This is a genomic window from Psychroserpens sp. Hel_I_66 (assembly GCF_000799465.1).
Taxonomy (GTDB): Bacteria; Bacteroidota; Bacteroidia; order Flavobacteriales; family Flavobacteriaceae; genus Psychroserpens.
Map to the genome: position 1 here is coordinate 1191423 of NZ_JUGU01000001.1, position 13576 is coordinate 1204998.

Genomic DNA, 13576 nt, shown 5'->3' on the forward strand with positions numbered 1-13576 from the left:
TAAAATGTTTCAATTGAGTTAACTTATTCTTTAAAAAGATTAATCATTAATACAATCTGTACATATTTTTGCGAAAAAAGTTATGCAAAGAATACTTGTTATAATCTTAATCTTATTATCATTAAATATTAATGCGCAACAAAGTACCTCTCCTTATGAATGGGATTGGACGCGTGATGGTATTTGGACAGGTGCTGCTTTAGCAGGTAGTGCTGGTGGTTTTTTGATTATTCAAAATAAAGAACCGTTTACCGAACTTGAACTTGAAAATTTTAGAAATAATATTGATGATATAAACGGTATTGACCGTTGGGCTGCAGGAAACTTCTCAGAAGATGCCAGTAAAATAAGTGATATCCCTTTTGCAATATCCTTTGCTGCACCTTTTGCACTTTTGCTGGATGGTAAGGCTAATGATCACGCAGGACAATTATTTGGTATTTATATAGAGAGTCTTGCAACAACGTCAACACTATTTACAATTTCCGCAGGATTGACCAATAGAGCCAGACCTTATGCATATAGCGAAGAGGCACCACTTAATAGACGCTTAAGCACATCTGCAACACGATCATTTTACTCAGGTCATGTTGCTGCGACTTCAACAGCTACGTTTTTTGCAGCGAAAGTGTTTCAGGATTTTAACCCAGACTCCAGAGCCATTCCTTACGTTTGGGCTGGTGCAGCTTTACTACCTGCAGCTGTGGGATATTATAGAATAGAAGCTGGTCAACATTTTTTGACCGATGTACTTTTAGGGTATACTTTAGGGGGCATTGGCTGGTTATTATATCCCAGAATTGCATAAAAAGAAATCTGGAGACACTCAAATTGGCTTTTCTACAACGTCAGGATTTACACCAATTGGTGAACGTTATGACGGATTTAGTTTACGATATACGTTTTAATACTTCGGAAACTTAAATAGCTTCGGCCTCTTGCTTAAGTATTGCATTTCTTTCATTAAGTAAATTTGTCATGTAACGTTTTAAGAACAATTGATTGGCTACTTTTCCGAAGATACCAAAAGGTGATTTAAAGTCGAAAATATCAATCATAAGCGTTTTTTCTTTTTCTTCGGAAATAAAAATATGCTCATGTCTAAAGCTTTTTAACGCTCCTTTCACCTGTTCGTCAACAAAGCGGTTAGGGTTCTCAAATTCTGTAATTTTTGAAGTCAGTTGCTGTTTTACACCAAAGTGAGTCGCTTCCCAAGTTACCCACTCTCCAATATTGATCAATCCCGAGGTTTTTCCTGCGACTGCCTTTTCATTGGAATCGGTCATGGATAGTTTATGGAAATCTATATTGCGGGCTAAGTCAAAACACGTTTGGATATCTGCATTGATTTGGGTTTTGATCTGTAGTGTTGGCATGGCTAATTTGAGGATAATCAATAAAATTCTAGCCAATTAAACCAGTTAATCCCGAGCTTTTCCTGCAAGAAATGCAAAATAAAGTAAGGGTGCAATTACGATTACTCCAGCAATAATCAAAGCTGTGATAAGTACAAATTTAAATACGTAGAATAAAACAACAAATGCTACAATTGCAATAACTATAAAAAGTATCAATTTTTTTCCCATGGTAATACTGTGATTTATAATTAAAGTTAGTTTTTTTATTTGAGATTTTAATCAAAAATCAGCAAAATAAATTCTGTAAAATCTATTGCTAAAAAAGTTTCGATCACAATTTTTATCTTAATATAACCGAAGATCATTACCTTTTACACATTAAATAAGAAATGCATCACATCGCCATCTTTTACGATATAATTCTTTCCTTCAACACGCATTTTACCAGCTTCCTTGACTTTGGATTCACTACCAAAATTTACATAATCATCATAAGCAATTACTTCTGCTCTAATAAACCCTTTTTCAAAATCGGTATGAATTACGCCAGCTGCCTGAGGTCCTGTTGCTCCAACATTAACCGTCCAAGCACGAACTTCTTTAACACCTGCAGTGAAATACGTTTGTTGATTTAATAATTTATAAGCAGAACGAATCAATTTTGCAGATCCTGGTTCATCCAAACCAATATCCTGAAGAAACATTTGGCGTTCTTCGTAATCATCCAGTTCTGTAATATCTGCTTCTGTACCTACTGCTAAAACAAGTACTTCTGCATTTTCATCTTTTACATTTTCTTTTACTTGATCTACATACTTGTTACCAGAAACTGCACTATCCTCATCTACGTTGCAAACATACATTACCGGTTTTGCTGTAATCAATTGTGCTGGTCTTACAAATTCCTCTTGTTCCTCTTCACTAAATTCTAAGGCTCTAACAGATTTTCCAGCTTCCAGTCCTGACTTGAGTTTTAATAAAACCGCTTCTTCTTTTTGAGCGTCCTTATTTCCCGTTTTTGCCGCGCGCTTGACTTTATCCAGTTTCTTTTCTACTGTTTCAAGGTCTTTAAGCTGTAATTCCATATCGATGGTTTCCTTATCTCTAATAGGGTTTACGCTACCGTCAACATGCACGATATTATCATTGTCAAAACAACGCAATACATGAAGTATTGCATCTGTCTCCCGAATATTACCTAAAAATTGATTTCCTAAACCTTCTCCTTTACTCGCTCCTTTTACCAACCCAGCAATATCCACAATCTCTACAGTTGCAGGTATCACACGCTCTGGGTTTACCAAAGATTCTAGTTTTTGAAGTCTTGGATCTGGCACATTAACCACACCAATGTTAGGCTCAATTGTACAAAACGGAAAGTTTGCACTCTGCGCTTTTGCGTTAGACAGACAATTAAATAAGGTTGATTTTCCTACGTTTGGTAATCCTACAATTCCAGCTTTCATCGAGTAATTTTATTTTGATAGTTCCGAAGTGACGGAAACCTCTTTTTTGCGAGTGCAAATGTAGTTAATTAGTTCAATAGATTAAACAGTTCTTAACAAAAAAAATCCCGAGCTAAAGCTCAGGATTTTTAAAATATATGTGCTAATTATTATTTGTTTATGATCTCGCCAGATGCCTTAAATTCAACATCCATATTTTTTCCTTTTTGTTTGAACTCCACATCATAGAACAATCCTTTTGAGTGATGCTCCACTTTCTCCACTTCGGTAATGTCCTCACTTCCATAATCTTCTTTTATACGATCTCTAATCACTTTTGGCAAATCCTTTACATCGATACTGGTTTCTGTCTCTATCCATTTCCCATCTTCGGAAAAGTCTGCTCTATATTTAATTCCGTCGATCTTAAAATTAGATTCGTAATTACCATGATCGTCCTTATGCCAATCAGGATCATCCTCACCAGGATACATGTTTTGAAAAGTAGCCTTTACAGCATCTGGAGCTTGGGCCTTTGCTTTTTTTCCGCAGCTAAAGAAAATTACAGATATAATTATTAAGTAACTTATTTTAAATGATTTCATATTATCTTTTTTAATTTACCGCAATTTAGACTACGTGTACCTTAAACTTTATCTTAATAAATAAAAAATATAGCGTAATTCATATCTCAGCTATTTTGAAAAGGCTAGTTTTTAATGCTTTTGAGATAATAATCATTATATGAAAACCCTATTTTGAGGACTAAAATTTTACATTAATGGATAACGACCCAACAACAGTATCTGAATCTTTCACTAATTTCTACGATTCATTAATAGAACAATTACCTGGTATAGGGATTGGTTTATTAATAATAATCTTAGGTTTTCTAATAGCTTCCTGGATAGGACAGTTTGCCCGCAGGCGAATTTCAGCACAAACCGAAGACCCTCTAATGAGTCGGTTTTTAGGTCAATCTATTAAATACATCCTAATAATTATCGCCATTATGCTTGCCCTCAATGCTGCTGGATTGGGTTCTATAGCAACAGGAATACTCACTGCTGCAGGTGCCAGTGCTGTGGTTCTTGGATTTGCTTTTAAAGATATTGGAGAGAACTTTATTGCGGGAATTATTCTCGCGTTTAACAGACCTTTTAATGTGAACGATACCGTAGAAATAGGTGAGAACTTCGGAAAAGTAAAAACCATGGAGTTTCGTTATACAAAATTAAAAACCTTTGATGGAAAGGATGTTTACATCCCAAATAGTGATGTTTTAACAAAACCGGTTACAAATTATACCGAAGATGGTTTTTACCGTTGGACGTTTATAATTGGTATTGCCTATGAAGATAACATTGATGGTGCCAAAGCAACTGTTATGGAAGCTTTAAAGAAAGAACCCAATGTAATTGAAGATGAAGAACATGAAAACTTCGTCATTGAGGATGAATTGGCAACGAGTACCGTAAATCTTAAAGTATTCTTTTGGGTAGATACAAAAGATTTTAGACGCATGGCATTGATCACAAAAGGTAACGTCGTACGTAACGTAAAAGAAGCGCTTGAAGATGCTGGGTATTATATGCCTGCAGATATTCAGGAAATTAAGTTATATGGCGGTGATGAGAAAGAATTTCCTGTTCGTCTTGCACAACAAGTTAAACCTAAAGAATAAGAGTATTTTTGATATGCATTAATAGTTCATTCAATATCGATAACATCTTCTCTTATTACAACTTATATTGAGAGTATAATCATAAAAACCAAAATATGTCAATTCTTACAATAATATTGAGTGTGCTTTTACCACCACTCGCAGTTTTTTTACAACATGGTATAGGAAAGCAATTTTTAATAAGTGTCATTCTTACCATATTAGGATGGGTCCCTGGAGTGATACATGCACTTATTGTTAATAACTAAAAATAAAGATTATGAAAAAGACAAATGATAATAAAAAAGAGAAACTCGATTATAATCCTGAAATAACCAAAGAAGATAAAAAAGCTTTAGGAGATAAAGCAGGAAATTTAAAAACAGATCTAACTGATGATGAGCTTTTAAAGAACAGGGAAAAACCTGTAGATTTTACAGGAAAAGATTTAGACGTACCTGGAAGGGATTTACCAAAAAACCGAACTAAACTCAATTTAAAGGATGAGGAAAATCAACTTTACAGTCAAGGCGGTGAGTCTAATGAAGATTTAGAACAAACAACGGAACATCTTAAGAAATAAATTAAATTTTACTTCTGAAAAAAATGGCTGCTATTAAAATAGCAGCCATTTTTTGTATTATACTATTTTCATTAATTACATTAATGATTCCAATTCTTTTCTATTTACAGATTTTCCATATAATTTCTGGTCTGGATCCATTATACTAGTTTTGGTTAAGTCACCAACGTAAACCGCATCAAAACCAATATCTTCTATAAGCTTTTGGGTAATATCCTTACTGTCTTGATCTTGAGCTGCATATGGAATTGCCAATTTATCTTGATCTCTCCAAGCCCTATCTTTTAAATGTTCTGCTTTAATAGTGTTAAAAGCTTTAGCTGTTTTTGCTGTATTGAATTTCATAGCAGTATATTCCGAAGCATTTCTATTACTTTCTTTTACTTCTTTTGCCATTTCACCATCACGTTCTGGATATGGGTTTGTAGCATCAATGATAACTTTATTACCATATTCTCCAGCATATAATTCTGATAGTCGATCAATGGCCATATATGGGGTTGCCAATAAATACACATCTGCTTTTGCCTCAAAGGCTTCATCAAGACTTACTGCTTTTGATTGCCCTCCAGCGTCTCTCACCAAATCATTAAGCTCATTTGGATGTCTTGAGCTAAATAATACCTCATGGCCTGCCTTTGCCCAATGTTTTCCTAAATTTCCTCCAATGTTTCCACTTCCTATTACTCCTATTTTCATTTTATTTCGTTTTAATGTTAAACTCTTATTTCAGAATAAAAATCAATAAATAAAACGACACTTGTCAACTCAAATAAAAAAAGTCTTAACTCAAATGAAATTGGTTTATTCCTCTGGTGGATGTCCGTGAATTTGCTCATAGACCTCGTCAAAATTAGAGCGCAAATAACTATTGAGTTTTTTACGATAGTCATCTCTAAGCCATTTTAGAAAATTATAGGTACTCTTGCTAATACATTTAGCATAAACATCAATTCTCACATCAATGTCATCACCTAATAATTTAGCCAGAGCAAGTGCATCGTAAACATCTTCACTATTCTCAATACAAATTTTTGCATGTTGCTCTATAGAGCGCTCTAACACTACTTTTGAAGATTCGCCTCCAAAGGTCGCATCCTTATAGACCTGCTTGACATCAAAATAAACATCCTCAGATTTTGAGAATTCTTTTCTAATCTCTTCGGGCATTTCATGTTTAAACTGGTCTTCGATGGCTTCATCATCCATCAATTTATCCATATAATAATCTGGAGATCTAAAAATCGTATTCCAATCCAAATCTGCTCCCCAAGGTCCAAAACGGTAATTATTATTTCCTAAATCAATGACCGTAAATTTTGATTTGTTATTCAAAATACGAGAACCACGACCAATCATCTGGTAATATAGTGTAAGCGATTTGGTGGCTCTATTTAAAATAATGGTATCGATAGTTGGCTCATCAAAACCAGTGGTCAAGATACTTACCGATGTTAAAATAGCATCTGGCGTATCCTTAAACCATTTTAAAATTTGTTTTCGCTGCTTTTTTGTTGCTGTGTTATCGAGGTGCATTATTGGGAAACCTGCTTCCCTGAACGTATGATAAACCATTATAGACGTATTGATTCCGTTATTGAAAATCAAGGTTTTTTTACCGTTTGAGTGTTTTTTATATGCTTCTAGCAACTTGTCCAGCATGGCAGGACTTGAGTATAAGTCTTCGGAAGATTTTACCGTATAATCACCATTACTACCAACCTCTAAAGACGTTAGTCCCATATCATATTGGTACACTTCTGCCCTTGCCAAAAACTCATTTTCTATGAGTGACTCTATAGATTCTCCAGCAATAAGCTCATTATAATTGCCTTTCATTGGCAAATCCTTATTAGAACTCAAAGGGGTTGCGGTAACACCCAAAATAAAAGAGTTCTCAAAAAACTTAAAGAGTTTAGTAAATGAATTATAGTGCGCCTCATCAATAATCACTAAACCAACATCTGAAATATCCAATTTATCATCATTGAGTCGGTTGTTTAACGTTTCAACCATTGCTACGTAGCAACTATAATCTTCTTGATCGTCAAGATTTGCCTTACTATCAACAACTTTATTTGTAACTCCAAAACTTGTAAGCATGACAGATGTTTGCTTGCAAAGTTCAATCCTATGGGTCATTACCAACACTTTCTTTTTGTGTGTTTTTAGGTATTGACGCACCATTTCAGAAAAAATAACCGTTTTACCACCTCCTGTTGGCAATTGGTAGAGTAAGTGATAATCGTCTGGTGCTGTTTCAAATTTTTCGAATATTTGATCAATTGCCCCTTTTTGATAACTGTATAATTCTTTGTCGGTTTTTTTGTCTTGAAGTGCTAAATTATTGTTGCTCATAGTTTGTTTTAAGAATTGCAAAATTAAAGCCTTTGGCTTTTTTTAGCGAATAAATTTTATAGAATTTTGAATAAAAGTAAAAAACACAAACTATTATAAAAAAGCGAACTCCTTAGTGACCATACTAAGGAGTTCTATTTGTGTAATACCTAAACAAGTATTGCTACTTACTTAAGTGGCTGCAAAAGTAACCTAATTAAATGATTACTTGATTGATTTTATAGATTATATTTTAAAGTGTCATTTGTTTAAACTTAATATCTAAATCTTTTTGCATTTTTTGAATGTCTTGCTCTTCACCAGAAATTATCAAAGCAATAGAAGCTCCCGTTTTGCCTGCTCTTGCGGTTCTTCCGCTACGGTGTGTGTAATATTCCATCTGGTCTGGTAGTTGATGATGGATCACAAACGCTAAATTATTAACATCGATGCCTCTAGCAGACACATCTGTAGAAATAAGATACTGTAAAGACTCATTTTTAAAAGCTCTCATGACTTTATCACGCTCTTTTTGCTGCATATCGCCTTGCAGACAATCAATAGAAAAACCTTCACCTTTTAAGGTTTCGGTGAGTTGCATTGCTCCAGCTTTTGTTCTTACAAAAATAATCCCACGATCATCATTGCATTTATCCAACAATCGCGTAATCATATTCACTTTTTCTTTAATGGACGTTACAATATAATGATGACTTATATTGGCATTTACCAAGCTATTTTTATCTATTTCAATTTGAATGGCATTTGGGGACATATAGGTTTTTACTATTTTTTGGATTTCCTCAGGCATGGTTGCAGAGAACAACCAAGTATGTCTAGACCCTTTTGTGTACTTCAAGATTTTATTTAAATCCTCCTTAAAGCCCATACTCAACATTTCATCTGCCTCATCTAAAACGAGTGTATTAATTTGTTTGATATCCACTTCCCCACGTTCAATAAAATCAAGTAAGCGTCCGGGAGTCGCAACAATAATGTGTGTTTTACGCTGTAAACGTTTTAATTGGATATCCATTTTCTCCCCTCCGTAAACACCTTCAGCAAAAATAGCATCATCACAATACTTAGTGAATTTAAAAAGCTGTTTTTGAATTTGTTGCACCAGTTCTCGCGTAGGTGCCAAAATCAAAGCTTGTACGTGTTCTTTTTTAGGATTGATATTCTGAAGAATTGGCAACCCAAAAGCAGCGGTTTTTCCAGTACCCGTTTGCGCTAAACCAATAAAATCATTATCGTTTTTTAGCAAAACCGGGATTGCCTGCTCCTGTATTTGGGTTGGTGTTTTTATATTGAGTTCCTTCAATCCTTTTATTAAAGATTTAGAAATTCCTAAGTCAAAAAATGTAGTCTCCATAATAATTAAATATTTGCAAAGGTATTGTTATTCCGTAGGTTTTCAAGAATTATCCAAAAAGATATTTGTAATTTAGTTTTGTAATGATTTATAACCAAAAACACCTTCAAGACCTTTACCAGGGCTATTGCAACACTCCTGCTTTATGGGAGGACACTACATTATTTGATATCTACCAATTACATTTAGAAGTTTTAGAACCTACTTTTTTTCTTCGGAAATTGAACCGTAAACTCCGTTTAGGTCAATTGGCAGAACAATTTGTGTTTAACCAATTAGAAGCACATCCTGCAACCGAAATCTTAGCAGAAAACATTCAAGTACAAAAAAACAGAATCACCCTAGGAGAGCTCGACACTTTAATTATCCAAAATAATGAACCTGTGCATTTAGAAATTGTTTACAAATTTTATGTGTACGATAAGTCTTTAGGCGACAAAGCAATCGAGCGATGGATTGGGCCAAACCGAAAGGATAGTCTCGTAGAAAAACTCACGAAGCTAAAAACAAAACAGCTACCACTGCTCTACACTCAAGATTGTAAGAACACTTTGCAACAGCTACAATTAGATCATTACAGTTTCAAGCAAAGGGTTATATTTAAAGCGCAACTATTTGTACCATATAAAGAAACTATAGAATTTAAACAATTAAATAAAACATGTGTTTTAGGATTTTATTTCAACTTAAAACAAATTGATGATTTTAAACAGAATCAATTTTATATTCCACCAAAACTGGATTGGTTTCTGAATCCTCACGACGATGTGGAGTGGTTGGATTTTTTAAATTTCCGAAGTGAATCAAATACATTTTTGAACAATAAGCAATCACCACTTTTTTGGATGAAGAATAAAAGAGAACTTCCAATTAAATGTTTTTTGGTTTGGTGGTAGACTTTAGGCTAGTAAAAATGTATTTTAAGTCAAGAAACCATTTTATAAGAACCTATTTTTGCTACACATAAATAAATAATAACACTTGAAAACACTCGCCATAATTGGGATTGGTCCCAGAGGATTATATGCACTGGAAAATTTAATTTTCAACTTGGCAACTTCCAAAAAAGAGCTTAATATCATCATTTTTGAGTCGTCATCAACGCCAGGAGCAGGTACCGTTTGGGACACCAAACAGCCCGATTCTAATTGGATAAACATCACTGAGCGCGCGCTCAAAGACCTAAACGGAAGACCGGAAATTGAATATTTAGGCGTGAGGTTTCCATCCTTTCCATCTTATCATAAATGGTCCCATTTTGAACAGAGCCCATCACAACCCGATACTTTTCCGCCTCGTCACAAAATCGGGACTTACTTGAACGAGCGATTTAATTCTATTGTCAAAATTTTAAGAACTCAAGATTACTTCACATTTATAACCTCGAAAGTAAATGAAATAAGTTTTAAAAATAGACAGCTAAATCTACTTACAAAACCTAAAAACATTAAAGTGGATTACGTATTATTAACCATTGGCCACCAACCTACAAAACGGTCAAAACAACTTATTTCATGGCATAAACATGAAGAAAAAAATGAAGATTTCATCGTATTTGACAATGCTTATCCCGTTTCAAAATTTGATGATATTAAAAATCAAACCCATTTAAATATTGGCATGAGAGGGTTTGGATTGGCGATGATTGACGTGATGCGAGCTCTGGTAATTAATAACTTCGGAAACTTTAAAATTCTAGACACTTCAACCTTTAAAAGTAAATATGAGCAGAAAAAGCAACAGCATTTAAAACTCATTCCCTTCTCACTCGACGGATTGCCATTGGTCCCAAAACCGTTGACTCCGGAAATTGATTCTTGGTTTGAGCCTACCTCCGAAGAAATAAAAAATTTTAAAAGCAAAATTGAGCGTACAGCAAATGGTGAAAAATCTGTGAAAAATTTAGATTTTTTATTAAAACCAATATCTAAAATTATTTCTAGAATATTCCTCGATTTAAAGGATAAAGCATTAGAGCACGATCTGGAGAAAGATCATCTGGAAACTATTATTTTAATTTGGCTTAAAAGCGATGAATTTAAACATCAACTTATACAAGATAATACAATACCAACCTACGAACTCATCAAGGTGAATATTGAAATGGCATTGGGCAAAAGAGCTATAACTTTAGATTTTTGTATTGGTCAAGTCTGGAGACATTGCCAACCCACATTATATAAATCATTATCGCATTCTACATTAGATGATGACATCATAAAAGATATTATTTCGTTAGACGACAGCAGTAAACGTTATACGTATGGGCCTCCAGTTGAGAGCATGCAACAAGTTTTGGCTTTGGTAGACGCCAACATTTTAACGCTTGACTTTATTAATGATCCTGAAATTGAACTCACAAAAAAAGGCTGGGAACTTAAAAATCGTGATCACGAATCTCATGTGGCAACAGTGATGATTAATTCCGTTTTAGCTTCACCTAATGTTACCGAAATAAATTCTAAGCTCATTAAAGAATTATTAAATGATGATTTGATACAGCCCGTACATTCTAAGCTAGGGATTGAAACCTCAAAAGACGGAAAAGTCATTTCTCAAAACAAAGAAGTGCCAATTTACGTTTTAGGTCGTCTTGTAAAAGGCAGTGTTATTGGCGTTGATGCTATTTTAGAATGTTTTGGTGAGCGCATAGAATATTGGGCAGATGAATTTGTACGTCAGCTCGATTGATCAATCTGGCTGCTTCTCGCTCAAATATTTCCAATAGCGCTTTGGTACGTGCCTAATATGAAGTCTCATATTTTTGCGTGATTTAATATTTGTGCTTTTAAAGTAATCTTGCCACAGTTTTTGAAACTCAAACTCCTGTTCTGCAAAAAAGTTATCATCAGTTTTTGTAAAATCAAATTTTGCTGGAAAGTCGAGATTTATAATTTCAACCTTTTTTAGATCATAACTCAATCCGTAATTGCGCTTAATATCGTAAATGATCCATTTTTGATCTGCATACCTGCCTTTAAAATGTTTTGAGATTAATGGTAGCACATTAAAATCTGGTTCTACACTAGCAAAATAAATAGCATCCTTAGTTAATCTAAAACGTACAAAAGCTTCCATACGATGCTTTTCCCTCCCAACCATTTTTGCAATTTGGGCAATTTTTAAAACCGAAGGATGGGAAAAATCCTTATCTACGTTTAAAGCATTTGAAAACGCATATCTTATATAATCCAAAAGCACATTCTCCACACCATTTTGCTCACTCAAAAAGGCATAGTATAATTGATAACTACCTCTAGCAGATAGTTTCGATTTCAAACCTGCCCACACTCGATTTGCTTTTTCTTCTTCAGTAATAATGTTTATCTCTTTAGAAAATAAACCACTTTGAGCCACAAACTCGTTCTCAATAGTTGCAGCTTTGATTTTATTTTCAAATACATAAAAAACTGAACTTAGAAATCCATCAAAAGTCCCATCATAAATCAATTTTTTATCACTCATCATCCAAATAAACTCAATTGATTACTTAATGTTTTTGTGTATTTACTTGTAGAATTTTGCAAAATCAATCCTTTGATTTTTTCTGCGGAAAGATCCCGTCGCTCAAATTGATTACTGTCACAAACCATAAAATATTGGGCTCTATTTAATGCAATACCAATTTTTTTGAGATGCTCCCAATTTAATCTTTTAAAGCGTCTTGCATTTAAAATCTTATAAACCGATTTCATACCCAATCCAGGTATTCTGGCTAACATCCTCTTATCTGCTGTATTGACATCTACAGGAAACTCATGAAGGTTACGCAATGCCCAACTCAATTTAGGATCAATATCCAAATCCAGATTTTGGTGCTGTAAGTTCAAAATTTCACTCACATCAAAACCGTAAAAACGCATCAACCAATCGGTTTGATATAATCTATTTTCTCGCATCATTGGGACCGCACTACCTATTTGTGGCAAACGCTCATCATAGCTAATTGGCACATAACCCGAATAGTATACTCGTTTTAAATTATAGGATTTATAGAAATAATTGGAGGTTTGCATAATTTGAAAATCATTTTCACCACTTGCGCCAATGATCATTTGGGTACTTTGACCAGCAGGTGCATATTTTGGTGTGCTTTTGATGATTTTCTTTTCCGCTTTATATTGAACAATCTCATTTTTGACTTTCAACATTGGTTTTATAAAGTCTGCACGGTTTTTATCTGGCGCTAATTTTTTGAGGCCTGCTTCCGTAGGAATTTCAATATTAACGCTTAATCGGTCTGCATATAATCCCGCTTCCCGCATTAATTCGTCTGACGCTCCCGGAATTGATTTTAAATGAATGTAACCGTTAAAATTCTCTTCTAAACGCAATTTTTTTGCTACGGAAACGAGCCTTTCCATAGTATAATCGGCATTTTTAAAAATACCAGAACTTAAAAACAGACCTTCAATATAATTTCTTCTGTAAAAATTAATGGTCAAATCCACAACTTCTTGAACTTTAAAGGCTGCACGTTTAATGTCATTGCTTTTTCTGGTAACACAATACGCACAATCAAAAATGCAGTGATTGGTCAATAATATCTTTAAAAGTGAGACACAACGACCATCTTCAGTATAAGAATGACAAATTCCCATACCCGAAGAATCACCTAAGCCTTTATTTTTATTAGTTCTGCTACTTCCGCTCGACGAACAGGACACATCATATTTTGCAGCGTCTGCTAAGATCTTTAATTTTTCTTGGGTACGTTCAAAAGACATAAGTAGAATGGATTGATTACAAATTTCGTAAATAATTAAACATAATACTAACAAAATTTAAACATATGTTATAAAATTTAATTTGTTT

15 protein-coding genes are annotated in these 13576 nt (G+C 34.1%); 6 read left to right on the forward strand and 9 right to left on the reverse strand.

Annotation, left to right across the window (positions count from 1 at the left end; translation table 11 throughout):
- Window positions 1-82 precede the first annotated feature (82 nt).
- On the forward strand, window positions 83-808 hold the full coding sequence (locus GQ40_RS05350) for a phosphatase PAP2 family protein (RefSeq protein WP_052184158.1): 726 nt from the start codon (window positions 83-85) through the stop codon (window positions 806-808).
- 112 nt (window positions 809-920) lie between these two features.
- Here GQ40_RS05350 and GQ40_RS05355 read toward each other — a convergent pair whose 3' ends face one another.
- The 4 genes from GQ40_RS05355 to GQ40_RS05365 form a co-directional block, all read right to left on the reverse strand.
- On the reverse strand, window positions 921-1412 hold the full coding sequence (locus tag GQ40_RS05355; RefSeq protein WP_316931459.1) for an SRPBCC family protein: 492 nt from the start codon (window positions 1410-1412) through the stop codon (window positions 921-923).
- A gap of 9 nt (window positions 1413-1421) precedes the next feature.
- On the reverse strand, window positions 1422-1586 hold the full coding sequence (locus GQ40_RS17560) for a hypothetical protein (RefSeq protein WP_156115517.1): 165 nt from the start codon (window positions 1584-1586) through the stop codon (window positions 1422-1424).
- A gap of 143 nt (window positions 1587-1729) precedes the next feature.
- Window positions 1730-2824, reverse strand: a complete 1095-nt coding sequence (gene ychF, locus GQ40_RS05360) for a redox-regulated ATPase YchF (protein WP_047546420.1) — start codon at window positions 2822-2824, stop codon at window positions 1730-1732.
- 149 nt (window positions 2825-2973) lie between these two features.
- Window positions 2974-3408, reverse strand: coding sequence for a PepSY-like domain-containing protein (locus GQ40_RS05365; protein WP_047546422.1), 435 nt, complete (start codon window positions 3406-3408; stop codon window positions 2974-2976).
- 176 nt (window positions 3409-3584) lie between these two features.
- Here GQ40_RS05365 and GQ40_RS05370 point away from each other — a divergent pair, with 176 nt between their 5' ends.
- The 3 genes from GQ40_RS05370 (at window position 3585) to GQ40_RS05375 (ending at window position 5049) form a co-directional block, all read left to right on the forward strand.
- Window positions 3585-4487, forward strand: coding sequence for a mechanosensitive ion channel family protein (locus GQ40_RS05370; protein ID WP_047546424.1), 903 nt, complete (start codon window positions 3585-3587; stop codon window positions 4485-4487).
- 95 nt (window positions 4488-4582) lie between these two features.
- On the forward strand, window positions 4583-4735 hold the full coding sequence (locus GQ40_RS17415) for a YqaE/Pmp3 family membrane protein (RefSeq protein ID WP_081990177.1): 153 nt from the start codon (window positions 4583-4585) through the stop codon (window positions 4733-4735).
- Window positions 4736-4746: 11 nt separating this feature from the next.
- The gene (locus GQ40_RS05375) at window positions 4747-5049 is read left to right on the forward strand and encodes a hypothetical protein (RefSeq protein ID WP_047546426.1); all 303 of its coding nucleotides are present in this window, start codon (window positions 4747-4749) and stop codon (window positions 5047-5049) included.
- Between the two features lie 75 nt (window positions 5050-5124).
- Here GQ40_RS05375 and GQ40_RS05380 read toward each other — a convergent pair whose 3' ends face one another.
- From GQ40_RS05380 to GQ40_RS05390, 3 genes are all read right to left on the reverse strand, one after another.
- Window positions 5125-5748 carry an NADPH-dependent F420 reductase gene (locus GQ40_RS05380; protein WP_047546428.1) on the reverse strand — a complete coding sequence of 208 codons (624 nt, stop codon included), beginning with the start codon at window positions 5746-5748 and terminating at the stop codon, window positions 5125-5127.
- 105 nt (window positions 5749-5853) lie between these two features.
- On the reverse strand, window positions 5854-7407 hold the full coding sequence (locus GQ40_RS05385) for a DEAD/DEAH box helicase (protein ID WP_047546430.1): 1554 nt from the start codon (window positions 7405-7407) through the stop codon (window positions 5854-5856).
- Between the two features lie 232 nt (window positions 7408-7639).
- The gene (locus GQ40_RS05390) at window positions 7640-8761 is read right to left on the reverse strand and encodes a DEAD/DEAH box helicase (RefSeq protein WP_047546432.1); all 1122 of its coding nucleotides are present in this window, start codon (window positions 8759-8761) and stop codon (window positions 7640-7642) included.
- 83 nt (window positions 8762-8844) lie between these two features.
- On the opposite strand from GQ40_RS05390, the gene GQ40_RS05395 reads away from it, so the two are divergent.
- Together GQ40_RS05395 and GQ40_RS05400 are read left to right on the forward strand one after the other, a co-directional pair.
- Complete coding sequence (locus GQ40_RS05395) at window positions 8845-9657, forward strand: DUF1853 family protein (RefSeq protein ID WP_047546434.1); 813 nt, start codon at window positions 8845-8847, stop codon at window positions 9655-9657.
- 85 nt (window positions 9658-9742) lie between these two features.
- Window positions 9743-11452 (forward strand): FAD/NAD(P)-binding protein, encoded by a 1710-nt coding sequence (locus GQ40_RS05400; RefSeq protein ID WP_047546436.1) that lies wholly within the window; start codon window positions 9743-9745, stop codon window positions 11450-11452.
- Here the strand turns inward: GQ40_RS05400 and GQ40_RS05405 are convergent, their stop codons facing one another.
- Window positions 11453-12226, reverse strand: a complete 774-nt coding sequence (locus tag GQ40_RS05405; protein ID WP_047546439.1) for a TIGR03915 family putative DNA repair protein — start codon at window positions 12224-12226, stop codon at window positions 11453-11455. It abuts the gene before it with no gap.
- On the reverse strand, window positions 12226-13488 hold the full coding sequence (locus tag GQ40_RS05410) for a putative DNA modification/repair radical SAM protein (protein ID WP_047546441.1): 1263 nt from the start codon (window positions 13486-13488) through the stop codon (window positions 12226-12228). The genes GQ40_RS05405 and GQ40_RS05410 overlap by 1 nt, the downstream gene beginning before the upstream one ends.
- Window positions 13489-13576: the final 88 nt, after the last annotated feature.